Annotated in this window: 14 protein-coding genes and 1 pseudogene; 7 read left to right on the top strand and 8 right to left on the bottom strand. The window is 68.2% G+C overall.

Features of this window, described 5'->3' with window-relative positions:
- Window positions 1-96 precede the first annotated feature (96 nt).
- The 7 genes from VTU_RS0108275 to VTU_RS0108245 are packed head-to-tail and all read left to right on the top strand — an operon-like array spanning window position 97 to window position 8,362.
- A complete protein-coding gene (locus VTU_RS0108275; protein WP_010103152.1) occupies window positions 97-831 on the top strand; it encodes a GntR family transcriptional regulator in 735 nt (244 codons plus the stop codon).
- A 30-nt stretch (window positions 832-861) separates the two neighbouring features.
- On the top strand, window positions 862-1,968 hold the full coding sequence (nagA, locus tag VTU_RS0108270; protein WP_010103150.1) for an N-acetylglucosamine-6-phosphate deacetylase: 1,107 nt from the start codon (window positions 862-864) through the stop codon (window positions 1,966-1,968).
- 8 nt (window positions 1,969-1,976) lie between these two features.
- Entirely contained in the window at window positions 1,977-2,987 is a 1,011-nt protein-coding gene (locus tag VTU_RS0108265; RefSeq protein ID WP_010103148.1) for an SIS domain-containing protein, read from the top strand.
- 54 nt (window positions 2,988-3,041) lie between these two features.
- The gene (locus VTU_RS0108260) at window positions 3,042-4,130 is read left to right on the top strand and encodes a substrate-binding domain-containing protein (RefSeq protein ID WP_010103147.1); all 1,089 of its coding nucleotides are present in this window, start codon (window positions 3,042-3,044) and stop codon (window positions 4,128-4,130) included.
- A gap of 31 nt (window positions 4,131-4,161) precedes the next feature.
- Window positions 4,162-5,685, top strand: a complete 1,524-nt coding sequence (locus tag VTU_RS0108255; protein WP_010103146.1) for a sugar ABC transporter ATP-binding protein — start codon at window positions 4,162-4,164, stop codon at window positions 5,683-5,685.
- A 17-nt stretch (window positions 5,686-5,702) separates the two neighbouring features.
- The gene (locus VTU_RS0108250) at window positions 5,703-6,689 is read left to right on the top strand and encodes an ABC transporter permease (protein ID WP_010103145.1); all 987 of its coding nucleotides are present in this window, start codon (window positions 5,703-5,705) and stop codon (window positions 6,687-6,689) included.
- Window positions 6,690-6,736: 47 nt separating this feature from the next.
- Window positions 6,737-8,362, top strand: a complete 1,626-nt coding sequence (locus tag VTU_RS0108245; protein WP_010103144.1) for a glycoside hydrolase family 3 protein — start codon at window positions 6,737-6,739, stop codon at window positions 8,360-8,362.
- Window positions 8,363-8,379: 17 nt separating this feature from the next.
- On the opposite strand, the gene VTU_RS0108240 is transcribed toward VTU_RS0108245, so the two are convergent.
- The 8 genes and pseudogenes from VTU_RS0108240 to VTU_RS0108205 form a co-directional block, all read right to left on the bottom strand.
- Entirely contained in the window at window positions 8,380-8,649 is a 270-nt protein-coding gene (locus tag VTU_RS0108240) for a Txe/YoeB family addiction module toxin (RefSeq protein ID WP_010103142.1), read from the bottom strand.
- Entirely contained in the window at window positions 8,642-8,923 is a 282-nt protein-coding gene (locus VTU_RS0108235; RefSeq protein WP_010103141.1) for a type II toxin-antitoxin system Phd/YefM family antitoxin, read from the bottom strand. The genes VTU_RS0108240 and VTU_RS0108235 overlap by 8 nt, the downstream gene beginning before the upstream one ends.
- A 95-nt stretch (window positions 8,924-9,018) precedes the next feature.
- Window positions 9,019-10,014, bottom strand: a complete 996-nt coding sequence (locus VTU_RS0108230; RefSeq protein ID WP_010103140.1) for a Bug family tripartite tricarboxylate transporter substrate binding protein — start codon at window positions 10,012-10,014, stop codon at window positions 9,019-9,021.
- Between the two features lie 2 nt (window positions 10,015-10,016).
- Entirely contained in the window at window positions 10,017-10,919 is a 903-nt protein-coding gene (locus tag VTU_RS0108225) for a polysaccharide deacetylase family protein (protein ID WP_010103139.1), read from the bottom strand.
- Window positions 10,920-11,030: 111 nt separating this feature from the next.
- A pseudogene (locus tag VTU_RS0108220) lies at window positions 11,031-11,267 on the bottom strand (SDR family oxidoreductase); the annotation flags it as partial.
- Window positions 11,268-11,400: 133 nt separating this feature from the next.
- Window positions 11,401-11,949, bottom strand: a complete 549-nt coding sequence (locus VTU_RS0108215; RefSeq protein ID WP_010103133.1) for an SDR family NAD(P)-dependent oxidoreductase — start codon at window positions 11,947-11,949, stop codon at window positions 11,401-11,403.
- Window positions 11,934-12,989 (bottom strand): ketopantoate reductase family protein, encoded by a 1,056-nt coding sequence (locus VTU_RS26545; RefSeq protein WP_010103131.1) that lies wholly within the window; start codon window positions 12,987-12,989, stop codon window positions 11,934-11,936. The genes VTU_RS0108215 and VTU_RS26545 overlap by 16 nt, the downstream gene beginning before the upstream one ends.
- Window positions 12,990-13,001: 12 nt before the next feature.
- Window positions 13,002-13,867, bottom strand: an 866-nt coding sequence (locus tag VTU_RS0108205) for an ABC transporter substrate-binding protein (RefSeq protein ID WP_010103129.1), incomplete at its 5' end; no start/stop codon positions are given.

The raw sequence follows: 13,867 nt of genomic DNA, 5'->3' as shown, positions 1-13,867 counted from the left end.
TGCCAGACGCGCCGCGTGGAGCCCGCGGGCAACGCGGTCGATGGCGCCATCCACCTGGTGCGCCGCGCGCTGGGGTGACCCGACACCTTCGCTGCCATGAAGAATCCGAACCTCGATATCAAGCTCGATCCCGGCAACAGCTCCCCGCTGTATGTGCAACTCGCCCAGATGCTGGCTGAGGGCATCCGCGAGGGCCGCTTCGAAGCCGACGCGGCCCTGCCCTCGGAGCGCGCGCTGTCGGAGTCGCTGAGCGTATCGCGCGTGACCGCGCGCAAGGCCATCGACCAGCTGGTCGATCAGGGCCTGATCGTGCGCAAGCGCGGATCGGGCAACTATGTCGCGCTGCGGCTGGAGCAGCCGCTGTCGCGCCTCACGAGCTTTTCCGAGGAGTTGCGCCAGCGCGGCTACACCCCCCATTCGCGCTGGCTACAGCGCAGCGTTTCCGCGGCGCTTCCCGACGAACTGTTGCCGCTCGGGCTCTCGCCCGGCGCCCGCGTGGCGCGGCTCGAACGCCTGCGTTTGGCCGAGGAAGCGGTGCTGGCGTATGAGGTGAGCGCCATCCCGCAGAGCGTGCTGCCGAACCCCGAGGCCGTCGATGCTTCGCTGTACGAATACCTCGCGCGCAGCGGGAACGCGCCGGTGCGCGCGCTGCAGCACATCCGCACGCTGAACGCCGACATGAAGCTCGCCGAGAGGCTCGAGCTGCCGGTCGGCGCTGCCGTGTTCTTCGTCACCCGCATCGGCTACCTGGCCAGCGGACAGGTGGTCGAGCTGACCCATTCCTATTGCCGCAGCGACTGCTACGACTTCGTCATCGAGATGCGGCGCTGAGCCCTGGACCGCGCACAAGAAACCGCTGACATGAAAATTTCCGGCCACATCCTCACGCCCGACGGCTTCGTGCACGGCGAACTCGCCATGCACGCAGGGCGCATCCAGCGCATCGAAGGCACACCGGTCGGCGTGGACGACGTGCGCGGCAGCGCCGAGCGCATCGTGCTGCCGGGCTTCATCGACATCCACGTGCACGGCGGTGGCGGCCACGACGTCATGGAAGGCGGCGACGCGGCCCGGCATGTGAGCACGCTGCATGCGCGGCACGGCACCACTGCGCTGCTGGCCACCACGATGACCGCGCCGACCTCCGACCTCAGCGTGGCCATGGGCGCGCTCGGCGGCGTGTGCCGCGCACGGCCGAAGGGCGCCGCGCGCGTGCTCGGCGTGCACCTCGAAGGGCCGTACATCAACCCCGGAAAGCTCGGCGCGCAACCCAACTACGCGCGGCCCGCCGCGCTCGACGAACTGCGCATGCTGCACGCGCTCGCGCCGATCCGGCTCGTCACGCTGGCGCCGGAGATTCTCGGCAAGCCCGAATGCATCGACGCGCTGCGCGCCGAAGGCTTCCAGGTGCAGATCGGCCACACGCTGGGCACCTACGAGGACGGCGTGGCGGCGCTGCGGCGCGGCGCGGGCGGCTTCACGCATTTGTTCAACGCGATGACCGGGCTGCACCACCGCGAGCCCGGCATGGTGGGCGCGGCGCTGGCGCACGCGCAGTACGCCGAGATCATTCCGGACCTGGTGCACGTGCACCCCGGCGCGATCCGCGTCGCGCTGCGTGCGATCCCGTGCCTGTTTTGCGTCACCGATTCGACCGCCGCCACGGGCATGCCCGATGGCGACTACATACTCGGCCGCCACAAGGTCAGCAAGTGCATGGGCGGCGTGCGCCTGCCCGACGGCACGCTGGCTGGCTCCACGCTGACCATGGACCAGGCCCTGCGCAACCTCGTGTTCGAAATCGGACTGCCGCTGGACGACGCCGCGCGCCGCGTCTCGACGCATGCCGCGAACTACCTGGGGCAGGGCGACCGCGGCCGCCTCGCGCCCGGCGCGTGGGCCGACCTCGTGGTGCTCGATCGCCACCTGGACCTGCAATCCGTTCTCGTCGAAGGAGAAGTCATTTGAGTTCGCAAATGCTCGTGGAGGCACGGCAGGCGCCCGCCGCCGTGGCCGATCAACTCGCCGCCGACGCGGCGGCCTATGAGGCGCTGGGCGCGCACCTGCGCGAGCAGCCGCCCACGGGCGTGCTCACCATCGCGCGCGGCAGCTCGGACCATGCGGCGGGCTTCATGGCCTACCTCACGATGGCGCGGCTGGGCCAGTTGGTGACCTCGCTGCCGATGTCGCTGGTGACGCTGTACCGCCCGCGCTTCGCGGCCCGGGGCATGCTGTCGGTGGCTTTCTCGCAATCCGGCCAGAGCCCCGACCTCGTCGCGCCCACGCAGTACTTTCGCGCGCAGGCCGCGCGCACGGTGGCCTTCGTGAACGATGCGCAGTCGCCCCTGGCCGGCGCGGCCGAATGGATCTTCGCGCTGCGCGCCGGCGCCGAGACCAGCGTTGCGGCCACCAAGAGCTTCATCGCGCAGATGGTCGCGGGTGCGCGGCTCGTCGGCGCGTGGGAGGGCGACAAGTCGTTTCGGGCCGCGCTCGCCGATCTGCCGCAGGCCCTGCAGCGCGCCGTCGATGCCGACTGGCAGGCGGCCGTGGAGGCCCTGCGCGACGCCGACCGCCTGTTCGTGATCAGCCGCGGCACGGGCCTGCCGGTGGCGCTCGAAGCGGCGCTGAAATTCAAGGAGGTTTGCGGCCTGCAGGCCGAGGCCTTCTCCAGCGCCGAGCTCAGGCACGGCCCGATGGCGCTCATCGGCGCGGGCTACCCGATGCTGATCTTCGCGCCGCGCGGCCCGGCGCAGGCCGGCCTGCTCGCGCTCGCCGACGAGATGCGCGCCCGCGGCGCGCGCGTGCTGCTCGCGGCGCCGGCGGGCACGCCCGGCTGCGTGCTGCCGCTCGCTGAGGCAGCGGTCGCCGACCTCGACCCGGTCTGCGCGGTGCAGAGCTTCTATCCGATGGTCGAGGCGCTGGCCCGTGCCCGCGGCTTCGATCCCGACCGGCCGCCGCACCTTGCGAAGGTGACGCGGACCCGATGAGCTGCTGACTGATTCCGTGATCCGAACCCCTGACAAACCCCGAAAGGACTGCGCATGAACTCCCTCAAATCCCTGGCGCTGCTGGCCTCGTCCCTGGCGCTCGCGTTCGGCCCGCTGGCCGCCGGCGCGGCCGACACCCGGGCGGTGACCCGCACGGTCGGCCCCAACGGCGAGGCGCCGGTGCCGCACACGCAGGTCGTGCTGTCCGCCACGGACCAGGCGGCGGTCCAGGCCAAGGGCTACAAGGCCGCGATCCTGATGCACACCAGCTCGGACTTCACGAACGCCGTCACGGCCGGTGCCAAGGATGTGTTCGGCCAGCTGGGCATCCGGGTCGTCGCGACGACCGACGCCGAGATGGACAGCCAGAAGCAGCTGACCGACCTGGAGACCGTGCTGGCGCTCAGGCCCGACATGATCATCTCGCTCGTGATCGATCCGGTATCGGCCGCGGTGGCCTATCGCAAGGCGGTGGAGCAGGGCGTCCGGCTGGTCTTCATCAGCAACGCGCCGAAAGGCTTCAAGGCCGGCACCGACTACGCCGGCATCGTGACCGACGACCTGTTCGGCATGGGCAAGAGCGCGGCCGAACTGCTGAGCGACAGCATTCGCGGCAAGGGCGACGTGGCGCTGATGTACCACGACGCCAACTACTACGTAACGAACCAGCGCGACGCTGCGGTGAAGACCGTGCTGGCGACCGAGCACAAGCAGGTGCGCGTGGTCGCGAGCAAGGGCATCGCGAACCCGAACGACGGCCAGATCGTAGCCTCTGCTCTGCTCACGCAGAACCCCGGCGTGAAGGCCATCTATGCGCCCTGGGACGCCATCGCCGAGGGCGTGCTCGCCGCCGCGCGCGAAGCGGGCCGCAAGGACCTGCGGGTCGTGACCATGGACCTGGGCGCCGCCACGGTGCTCGACATGGCGAAGGGCGGCAACATGGCCGGCGTGGTGTCCGACCTGCCGTTCGACATGGGCCAGACCCTCGCCCGCATGGGCGCGCTGGCGCTGCTGAACAAGCCGACGCCGGCCTTCGTCACGGTGGACGCGGCGAAGGTGACGAAGTCGAACCTCGATGCGCAGTGGCAAAGGGCCCTGCGTCGCCCGCTGCCGCCGAGCGTGCTCAAGGCGCTCGCCAAGTAAGCGCCGCCTTCCGGACGCAGGAGACAACAGCGTGCAAGCCACTGCCCAGACAGCAGCGCCGCAGCCGCAGCTGGCCATCGAGGCCCGCGGCCTGTGCATCGGCTTCGCCGGCAACGCCGTGCTCAAGGGCGTTGACTTCGTGCTGCGCGCGGGCGAGGTGCACGCGCTCGCGGGCATCAACGGCGCCGGCAAGTCCACATTGATGAAGATCCTCAACGGCCTCTACCGCAAGGACGAGGGCGTGATCCGGGTCTTCGGCGAGGAGTGCCACTTCCGCACGCCGCAGGACGCGCGCGCGGCCGGCATCGCCATGGTCTACCAGGACCTGAGCCTGGTGCCGAGCATGACGGTGGCGGACAACATCTTCCTCGGCCACTGGGCCTCGAATGGCCTGGGCTTGATCGACACGCGCGGCGTGGCCGCGGCCGCGCGCGCGCTGCTGGCCAAGGTCGGCGTCGAGGCCGAGGTCTCGCCCGGCGATTTGCTGGGCAGCCTGAGCCCGGGGCAGCAGCAGCTGGTGGAGATCGCCAAGGCGCTATCGACCGACGCGCGCATCCTGATCCTCGACGAGCCGACGGCGTCGCTGTCGAACCACGAGATCGACCAGCTTTTCGCGGTGCTGATGCGGCTCAGGGCCGAGGGCGTGAGCATGGTCTACATCACGCACTATCTGCGCGACATCTTCGAGATCTGCGACAGCGTGACCGTGCTGCGCGACGGCCGGGCCGTGCGCAGCGCGCCGGTGTCGCAGGTCGATCAGGCGCTGCTGATCGCCGAGATGGTCGGGCGCGACGTCGATGCCGCGCCGAGCTGGAGCCGGCCACCGGTGGTGCCGGGCGCGACGCCGCTGCTTGAACTGGAAGGCGTGGGCACGGCGCACGTGGAGAATGTGTCGCTGACGCTTTATCCCGGCGAGATCGTCGGGCTCGCCGGGCTGCTCGGCAGCGGCCGCACCGAGATACTGAAGGCGATCTTCGGCCTCGACCCGGTGCACGGCGGCCGGCTGTTGCTCGAAGGAAAACCGGTTCGCATCGGGAGCCCGCGCGACGCCATCGATGCGGGCATCCACCTCGTTCCCGAGGACCGCCGCAGCCAGGGCCTGGTGCTGGACTTCAGCGTCAGCGACAACACGCTGATGTCGATCCACCGCCAGATGGCCTCACCGCTGCTGCTCGATCGCCGCCGCTCGCGCGGCATCGTGCAGCAGTTCATACGCCAGCTGGGCGTGAAGACCACGGGGCCCGAGCAGATCACGCGCTTTCTGTCGGGCGGCAACCAGCAGAAGGTGGTGGTGGCACGCTGCCTGAGCACCGGCGCGCGCGTGCTGCTGCTCGACGACCCGACCTTCGGCGTCGATCTGCACGCCAAGCACGAGATCATGCGCATCATCGACGCCTACGTGGCGCAGGGCAACGCGGCCCTGTTCGTGTCCACGGAGTACGGCGAGATCGCGAGTTTCTGCGATCGCATCTATATCGTGAAGCAGCGCACCATCGCCGCGCAGCTGCCCGCGCAGGGGCAGTCCGAAGAGAGTCTGCTGGCCGCCGTCCAATAAAACACAAGGGACCCCCCGTGAACACCACCGCCCCCGCAGCCGCGCGCAAGACGCCGGTGAACTGGAGAGACTTCGTCATCTACATCGTGTTCGCCGCGCTGTTCATTTTTTTCAGCGCGACCCTGCACGACAAGGGTTTTCTCGACACCAACAACCTGATGAACATCGCGCGCCAGACCGCGATGATCTCCATCATGGCCGTGGGCATGACCTTCGTGCTGAGCGCCGGCGAGATCGACCTGTCCTTCGGCGCCATCGTGGCGCTGTCGGCGGTGACGGCGGCGCTCACGCTGCAGGCCACCGAATCCATCTGGCTCGCCGTCGGCGCCGCGCTGTTCGCGGGCACGGCCTTCGGCCTGGTCAACGGCTGGTTCGTCGCGGTGGTGGGCATCCCGTCCTTCCTGGTGACGCTCGGCATGACCGGCATCATCACCGGCGTCACGCGCTGGATCACGCAGTTGCAGTCGATTCCGGTGAGCGACGAGCGCTTCGTCTTCCTCTTCGGCTCGGGCGACGTCGGACCGGTCTCGGTGCTGTTCCTGTGGATGCTCGCGGTGGCGCTGCTGGGCCACCTGGCGCTGAACCGCACGCGCTTCGGCAAGGAAGTGACGGCCAGCGGCGGCAACCAGACGGCGGCGCTCTATTCGGGCATCCGGGTCGCGCGCATCAAGCTGCTGGTGCTCGTGCTCAACGCCTTCCTCGCGGCGCTCGCGGGCATCCTGTACGCGGGGCGCTTGCAGAGCGCGCGCTACACGCTCGGCGAGAACGACCTGATGATGGTGATTGCCGCCGTGATCATTGGCGGCACCAGCCTGTTCGGAGGCAAGGGCACGGTGGTCGGCTCGATCGTCGGCGCGCTCATCATGGGCATGGTGAACAACGGGCTCGTGCTGATGGGCCTGAACGTCGATCAGCAATTGATTTTTCGCGGCGTCATCATCATCCTGGCGGTGACGTTCACGATGGGCCAGCTGCGCTCGAAGCGCGCGGCGAAGAAGAAGTAGTAGTAGTAAGTAATAGCAGAGCCAGGAAGCGACACAAGGAGCCGCGCATGAACCCGCTTGCAGACTGGACCCTCGAGCAGAAGGTCGGCCAACTTTTCATCCTGGCTTTCCCGGGCAAGGACGCGCACGCGATCCGCCCGCTGGTCGAGCGCTACAACATCGGCGGCTGCTACCTGAGTCAGGACAACGCCGCGACCTTCGACGAGGCCCGGCGCCTGTGCGCGGACATCCAGGCCATGGCGCTCGCGCGGCCCTCGGGCGTGCCGGCGTTGCTCGGCGTGGACCAGGAGGGCGCCTGGGGCGTGCTGGTGCCGGAATCGACCACCGGGCCGGGCAACCTCGCGCTCGGCAAGACCGGCGACACCGGCCTGACGCGCGCGATGTACGAAATCTTCGGCAGGGAGATGCGCTTCGCCGGCTTCAACTGCGTGCTCGGGCCCTGCGCGGACATCAACTTCAGCACGCGTTCGCCGATCATCGACACGCGGGCCTTCGGCGAGACGCCGGACGAGGTGGCGGCGCATGTGGCGGCGGCGGTGCAGGGCGCGCATCGGGGCGGCATCGCGGCCTGCGCCAAGCATTTTCCGGGGCACGGCCGCACCGACGGCGACACCCACCGCGAAATTCCCGTGGTCGCGAATCCGCTGGCGCAGCTGCTCGCGCAAGACATCCGGCCCTTTGCCGCAGCGATCGACGCGGGCGTGGACCTGATCATGACGGCGCACATCCGCTACCCGCAGGTCGATGCCGAACATCCTGCAACGCTGTCGCCCGCGATGCTCAAGGGCGTGCTGCGCGAGACGCTCGGCTTCCAGGGCATCGTGATCTCCGACAGCATGAACATGGGCGCGATCCGCCGCAACTACACGCCCGTCGAGGCCTCGCTGCGTGCGCTGCGCGCGGGCATCGACATGATCATGCTGTCCGAAGAGCACTACGACCACAGCGCCTCCTACGTCGAACGCCAGATCGAAATGATCGAGGCCATCGTGCAGGCGGTGCGCCGCGGCGCGTTCACCGAGGAAGAGCTCGACGCCATCGTCGGGCGCATCGTCGCGTTCAAGCAAGCGCGGCTGATGGCGCCAAGGCCCCCTTCGGTGGATTTCGCCGCCCATCGCGCGCTGGAAGCGCGGGCCGCAGAACGGGCCGTCCTGGTGCGAACGGACGTGCACGGCTTGCTGCCGCTGAAGCCGGGGCAGCGCCTGGTCGTCGTGCAGACGGTCACGGACGCCGACTATTGCAATCTGATGAACGTTCGGGGCATCGGGCCGAACCAGGCGGTTCCGGCTTTCTCATGCTTCGTTGACGAGCTTTCCCGAATCTGGCCCCGCGCCGCATGGAGGACCTTGGGCGCGCAGGAGGCCATCGCCGAATTCTCCCGCGAGGGCAGCATGCCCGATGGCGAAGTGATCGTTGCCGTGACCGAAAACTATCCCTTGCCAGGCGAGGACTTCCAGGGAGCGGCCTCTCAGAGGCAGGTGCTGGACCTGATCTTCTCGCGCCTCGCCGGGCGCACGGTCGTCGTGGGCCTGCGCAGCGCCTATGACGCGGTGCATTGGCCGGCCACGGCCTGCGACGCAACGCATCTGGCTGCCTACTCCAGCCGGGAGTGTTCCGCGCGGGCCGCGGCGCGTATTCTTTGCGCCCCACGCCCGGCTGCGCCGCTGTCATGAGCCACTCAATGCGTTGCTCAGTAGTGGTAGCGCCCTTGCAGGAACTCGACGCGGTCCCCCTTGACCAAGTAAACGCAGCGATGTTCTTGGGTGATGCGACGCGACCAGACGTCGGCGCCAAGGTATTTCAGCGGTTCCGGTTTGCCGATGCCATCGAATGGGTCTTTGAGGATGGCTCGGACCAGTTCAAGCAAACGCTTGGCTGTCCTGCGATCAGTCTCGACCCAGTGCTGAAGGTCTTCCAAAAATTCAGGATGGCAAACCGCGACACGATCATCCTCACGCATCAAGCCCCACCTGTTTTTGCAAATCGATCAGAGCGGTCGGCTCGATAGCGTCCGAACGCGCGCGTGCAAGTGCAGTGAGCAAACGCTCTGCATTTTTTGCGGATCGCAACAGATGGGCCGTCTCGACAAGGCTTTCGAGTTCGGCGGCGGCAATCATGGCCACGTCTCCACCCGCACGACGACGCACCACGATCACTTCGCAGTCTTCGACCGCACGATCCATCAGCGTTTTGAGCTGCTCTCGTGCTTGGCTGTAAGTGGTTTCTATGGTCATGACGTCCCTTTCAACTTGTACAGAAAAATTGTACAGAAACATTGTACATGGACCCCTTGGACGCGCTCGCTCGAATACCGCTGCGCCCGCGGCGCTCAACCCAAGGACATCCTCATGCTGCGCACCAGCGGCACCCAGGCGTCGTACTCTTTCTTCATGAATTCCTGCACCTGGCTGCGGTTCATGGCCGGATAGGGAACGACGCCGGCCGCCTCGATCTGCCGGGTATTCGCGGGGGTGCTCAGTGCCTTGTTGACGGCGGCATTGAGCCGATCCAGGATGGCCTGCGGCGTGCCCGCGGGCGCCCAGACCGCGTTCCACGTGTAGGCGCGCAAGCCCGGCAGGCCGGCTTCGTCGAAAGTCGGCACCTGCGGCAGCGCCTGGATGCGCCCGGAAACGGCGACCGCGATCGCGTTCAGCCGCCCGGCCCGGATCAACGGCGCGACCACCGAGGGCGCGTCGATGCTGAAATGGACGTTGCCGGCCATCAGGTCGGTCATTGCCGGTGCCGAGCCCTTGTACGGGACATGCTGCACGTCAACGTCGGCCATGCGGACGAACCGATGGCAGGCGATATGGCCCGAGGTGCCGTTGCCCGCCGACCCGTAGCTGAACTTGCCGGGCTGTGATTTGAGCTGTTTCAGCAGCTCGGTCAGGGTCCGGATGCCGCTGCTCGCTGGCACCACGAGGACCAGCGGCACTTGCACCGTCAACGCCACCGGCGCCAGGTCCTGCACCGGGTCATAGGCCAGCTTGTGGTACAGGCCCACGTTGAGCGCGTAGGTCGATAGCGTGCTGTAGGCCAGGGTGTAGCCATCCGGCGCCGCCTTGGCCACGCTCTCGACGCCGATGTTGCCGCCGGCACCGGACCGGTTGTCGATGACGATCGCCTGGCCCAGGTCGTCCGCCATCGTCTTGACCAGGATGCGCGCGATCAGATCGGTGTTGCCGCCGGCCGGGAACGGCACCACCAGTTTGATCGGCTGAGCGGGCCAGGGGTCGGCAGCGCACACCAAGGTGCGCAGCGGTGCCAGCGTGGTGAGCGCTGCGGCCTGGAGCAGGTGGCGGCGGGAGGAAGACGGATGCGGCATGTTCAGCCCCGGGTTGCGCTCTCGAAGTGCGTGTTGATGGAATGCGCGGGCACGCGATAGAGGTCGCGGTTGGGCGACGCGGCGTGCCAGGCGGCCACCTCGTCGGCGCGGGCCCACCAGACCTGCGGGTCATGCCGGATATGCGCTATCAGCTTGCGCAGCAGGCGCAGGCGCTGGCTGCGGCCGGAGATCCAGTCGTGCAGGGTCACCATGAACAGGCCGCCGGTTTCCCGCACGCCCTCGAATTCCTCGATCCAGCTGTCCAGCACGGCGCCCGGGTTGGCCGGATGGGTCTTGTCGCGCGGGCTATTGGTATAGCGGAAATAGAGCGCGTCATCGACCGTCCACTGCACCGGCACTTCCACCATGTTGCCCACGTGGTAGGGGTGGTCGAATCCCATCAGCGAGCTGTCGTAGGAAACGCCGCGCCGCTCCAGCGTTTGCAGAAAGTCGGACGTCATCTCCCACGATGGAGCGCGGTGGCCCAGGCCGCTCAGGCCGGTCTGGGTGCAAAACAGTTCCTGCGCCATGACCAGGTAGTCCTCGGCCTGCGCCACCGGGATCGCCTCGATCCGCTCATGGTAGTAGCCGTGGTGGGCGATCTCGTGCCCGCCTTCGAGCAGGAACGGCAGCAGCCCGGGGTAGGTCTGCGCGACCACGCCCGGCACGTAGAAGCTCCCGCGGATGCCGTACTCGGCGAACAGGCGGACCACGCGCGCGAGGCCCTGGCGCGGGCCAAAGCGGCGCTGCTCGATCTCGCCGAGCTGCTGCACCTGCTGGCCGCGGTGGAGCCACAGGAACGGCGACTCCGCGTCGAGGTCGAGCGAGAACACCACCGCGCAGCGCTTGCCTGCCGGCCAGTGGTATTCGGGGTAGTTGATCGTGGGGTGCTCGTGCATGCGCATGGCGGGCTTTCAGGGGGATGATTGTGTGGATGCGGTGCAGGCTTCGGAGTGGGGCGGCAAGCAAGGCGCGGGCCAGGGCTCCATCGATGACTGCCCGCAGCAGCGCGTGATTCATGTCGGCGCGCGCCGGTTGATTCCGTTGCCACCATCCACCGCGATGGTCTCGCCGGTGATGAAAGCGGCGGCCCCGGAGCACAGGAAGGTGACCAACTGGGCCACTTCGCCGGGCTGCGCCAAGCGCCGCAGCGGCACGTCGGCGCCGACCCGCTGCAGGTGCTCGGCCGGGACGCCGTCGCGGGTGGCAGCGCGCAGGCCCGGGCGCACCGCATTCACCCGCACACCGCAGGGACTTAGTGTCCTGCCCCGGAAATATCAGCACATGAAACTGCGCCTTTCACGCCATGGCGGCGTTGCAAATCCTCGCGATACCTAAGGGTATCGCTGCGGTTTGCGCCTTGCCATGACGTGAAATGCATCAGTTTCATTTTGTGCTGATATTTCCGGGGCAGAACACTAGCCGAACGGCAAACGCGCGCGTGAGCTGTTCCAGCGCAGCCTTGGACGCGCCGTAGACGGCGCCGTTCTCGCGCACCACGCTGGCAGCACCCGAGGAGATGTTGCAGATGGCCCCGGCACCACGCTGCGCCATCGCGGCGCCGATGCGCTGCATCAGCCGGAACGGCGCGCGCAGGTTCACGCCGAGGATGGCATCAAAGCAGTCCAGCGGGGTTGCGAGCAGATCGACGAAGGGAAACAGCCCCGCGTTGTTTACCAGGACGTCGGGGACGCCATCGGCCAGCAACCAGTCGGCGAGCGCGTCCGTGCCCGCAGCCGTGCGCAGGTCGGCCCGCAGGTAGCGCCAGCTGCCGTGCGGCAGCGTTGACGCGCAACTGGCCTGATCGTCGCTCAGCAGCAGATTGGCGCCACACCGGTGGAACGCCGACGCCAGATCCCTTCCGTAGGCGCCCGCCGCGCCGGTGATGGCGACCTTCTTGCCGTGGTACTCGGGAGCATTCACGGTGCTGCCCATGCCTGCACGGCGGCGGCGAATTCGACCAGGTTGGCGCGGGCCATGTCGCGGCGGCGGTCTTCGATCTCGTGGACCCGGCGGATCAGCTGTTCCGTGATCGGGGCGTTCGCGCCGCGGGACTGCGCGATGCGCACGATTTCGCCCATCTGGCTGTCCGCCTCGGTCCTGCGCTGGCGCACCGCCAGATCGCGCCAGACACCGCTGCGCTGCTTGCCCGAATGGCGGTAGTGCTGCGCCATGCGGTCCAGCGAATGCGCCGCTGCGGCTGCGCTGGCGCCCGCGCGGAAGGCGGCAGGGTCGAAACCGTCGAAGCCGAGCGGCTGCACACCGGCCAAGTCGGCGACACCGATCACCTCGCGCGCAAGCGCCACGAACAGCGGGCGGTGCTGCGGATCGGCGAGCGACTCGCTCATCGGCTCGTTGGCCAGCGCCGTGGCGAACAACAGGCTGCCGTAGGCGAGCTTGCCCCATTTGAACGGCCAAATGTCCGGCACCGCCGTGGTGTCGCCGTCGAAGGCCCGCAGCAGTTCGGCGAGCGCGGTGATCCGTGGCGTCAGGCCCGGACGCAGCTCTCCCAACTTGAGGGCACCGCGGTTGCCATAGCCGATGCGGCCTGGCGCGAGGTAGTCCGCGGCAAAGTTGACGCAGCCGGCGACCGTGCGGTGCGCGCCGACGCTGCCGGCGATCAGCGTTTCGTTCAGGCCGTTCTGCAGCGATACCACCACGCCGTCGTCGCTCAGGTGCGCCAGCAATTGCGTGAGCGCGGCACGGGTGTGCTGGGCCTTGACGGCCAGCAGGATGCAGTCGTGGCGGCCCCTGAGTTCGGCCGGGGTCGCGGCATCGACCCGTTGCGTGCATTGCACCACCGGGCCTTCGATGCGCAGACCGCCGGTGCGGCTGGCCTGCACGTGGTCGGCGACGATGTCGACCATCTTCACCGGCACACCGGCGCGGGCCAGGAGGGCCGCGACGCAGCCGCCGATGGCGCCGCCGCCCCAGATGAGGATGGGGGAGTGCGCATACCACTGGCTTGCGGCCATGGTGCGGCCTGCTCAGGGGCTGCCCTTGGTCAGCCCGGGCAGGCTCAGCCGCTTGATCTTGCCGCCTTCGACCGCGGCCGCCAGGGGATTCGTCAGGGTGCCGCCCACGCTGTCCACGCCCTGGAGGTTGCCGGCGTTGATCGTCTCGGGCAGCTGCGCGAGTGCCTCGCCGATCTTGGCGCGGATGGCTGCGGCGTCGCGCGTGCTGCCCGCGAGCTTCATCGCTGCGGCCAGTGCGTGCACCAGCGTGTAGTTGTAAGAGGCTTCGGTGGTCGGGTCCTTGTCCGCGCCGTAGGCCCTGTGGTAGGCCTGTACGAAACGCCTCGGTCCCACGCGCTCGTCGTAGGACACCGGGAGCACGCCGATCGAGCCCTCGAGCGGCGCCAGGCCGCCGGTGATCTTGGCCATTTCGTCGATCTTGACCTGGTCCATGAGCAGGAAACCGCCCTTGAAGCCGAGTTCGCGCGCCTGCCGGACCACCAGCGCGGTGGGCTCCGAGGGGCCGCCGACGAACAGGACGTCGGGCCTTTCCGCGAGCACGCGGCTCACGCCGCTGTAGAAGTCGGTCGAGCGGTTGTAGGACATGGGGTTGTTCGAGACGACCGTTCCGCCGGCCCTTTCCCAGGCCGGCGCAAAGAGCTGGGCCCAGTTCTTCGCGTACTCGTGGTCGCCCGGCAGCAGGCCGACCCTTTTGCCGAAGCGCTGCATCTGGTAGTGCGTGAAGGGCTCGATGTAGGTGTTGAAGGTGGGCGGGATGCGGATGGTCAGCTTGTTGCCGGTCCCGGTGATCTTGGGCGTGCTCGAGTACGCCATGACGATGAACTTCTCCTGCTCGTTGAAGGCTTGCAGCGCGTACACGCCGCCCGAGTGCGGGACGA

The organism is Verminephrobacter aporrectodeae subsp. tuberculatae At4, from assembly GCF_000193225.1.
Lineage (GTDB): Bacteria > Pseudomonadota > Gammaproteobacteria > Burkholderiales > Burkholderiaceae_C > Acidovorax > Acidovorax aporrectodeae.
The sequence above is the reverse complement of the archived record's forward strand: the minus strand, read 5'-3'. Positions and strand labels throughout refer to the sequence as shown.

What these genes read in the sequence shown, in the direction of transcription:
- VTU_RS0108275 (WP_010103152.1), top strand. Translation starts at nt 97, where the DNA reads ATGAAGAATCCGAACCTCGATATCAAGCTCGATCCCGGCAACAGCTCC.
- nagA (WP_010103150.1), top strand. Translation starts at nt 862, where the DNA reads ATGAAAATTTCCGGCCACATCCTCACGCCCGACGGCTTCGTGCACGGC.
- VTU_RS0108265 (WP_010103148.1), top strand. Translation starts at nt 1,977, where the DNA reads ATGCTCGTGGAGGCACGGCAGGCGCCCGCCGCCGTGGCCGATCAACTC.
- VTU_RS0108260 (WP_010103147.1), top strand. Translation starts at nt 3,042, where the DNA reads ATGAACTCCCTCAAATCCCTGGCGCTGCTGGCCTCGTCCCTGGCGCTC.
- VTU_RS0108245 (WP_010103144.1), top strand. Translation starts at nt 6,737, where the DNA reads ATGAACCCGCTTGCAGACTGGACCCTCGAGCAGAAGGTCGGCCAACTT.
- VTU_RS0108240 (WP_010103142.1), bottom strand. Translation starts at nt 8,649, where the DNA reads ATGCGTGAGGATGATCGTGTCGCGGTTTGCCATCCTGAATTTTTGGAA.
- VTU_RS0108235 (WP_010103141.1), bottom strand. Translation starts at nt 8,923, where the DNA reads ATGACCATAGAAACCACTTACAGCCAAGCACGAGAGCAGCTCAAAACG.
- VTU_RS0108230 (WP_010103140.1), bottom strand. Translation starts at nt 10,014, where the DNA reads ATGCCGCATCCGTCTTCCTCCCGCCGCCACCTGCTCCAGGCCGCAGCG.
- VTU_RS0108225 (WP_010103139.1), bottom strand. Translation starts at nt 10,919, where the DNA reads ATGCGCATGCACGAGCACCCCACGATCAACTACCCCGAATACCACTGG.
- VTU_RS0108215 (WP_010103133.1), bottom strand. Translation starts at nt 11,949, where the DNA reads ATGGGCAGCACCGTGAATGCTCCCGAGTACCACGGCAAGAAGGTCGCC.
- VTU_RS26545 (WP_010103131.1), bottom strand. Translation starts at nt 12,989, where the DNA reads ATGGCCGCAAGCCAGTGGTATGCGCACTCCCCCATCCTCATCTGGGGC.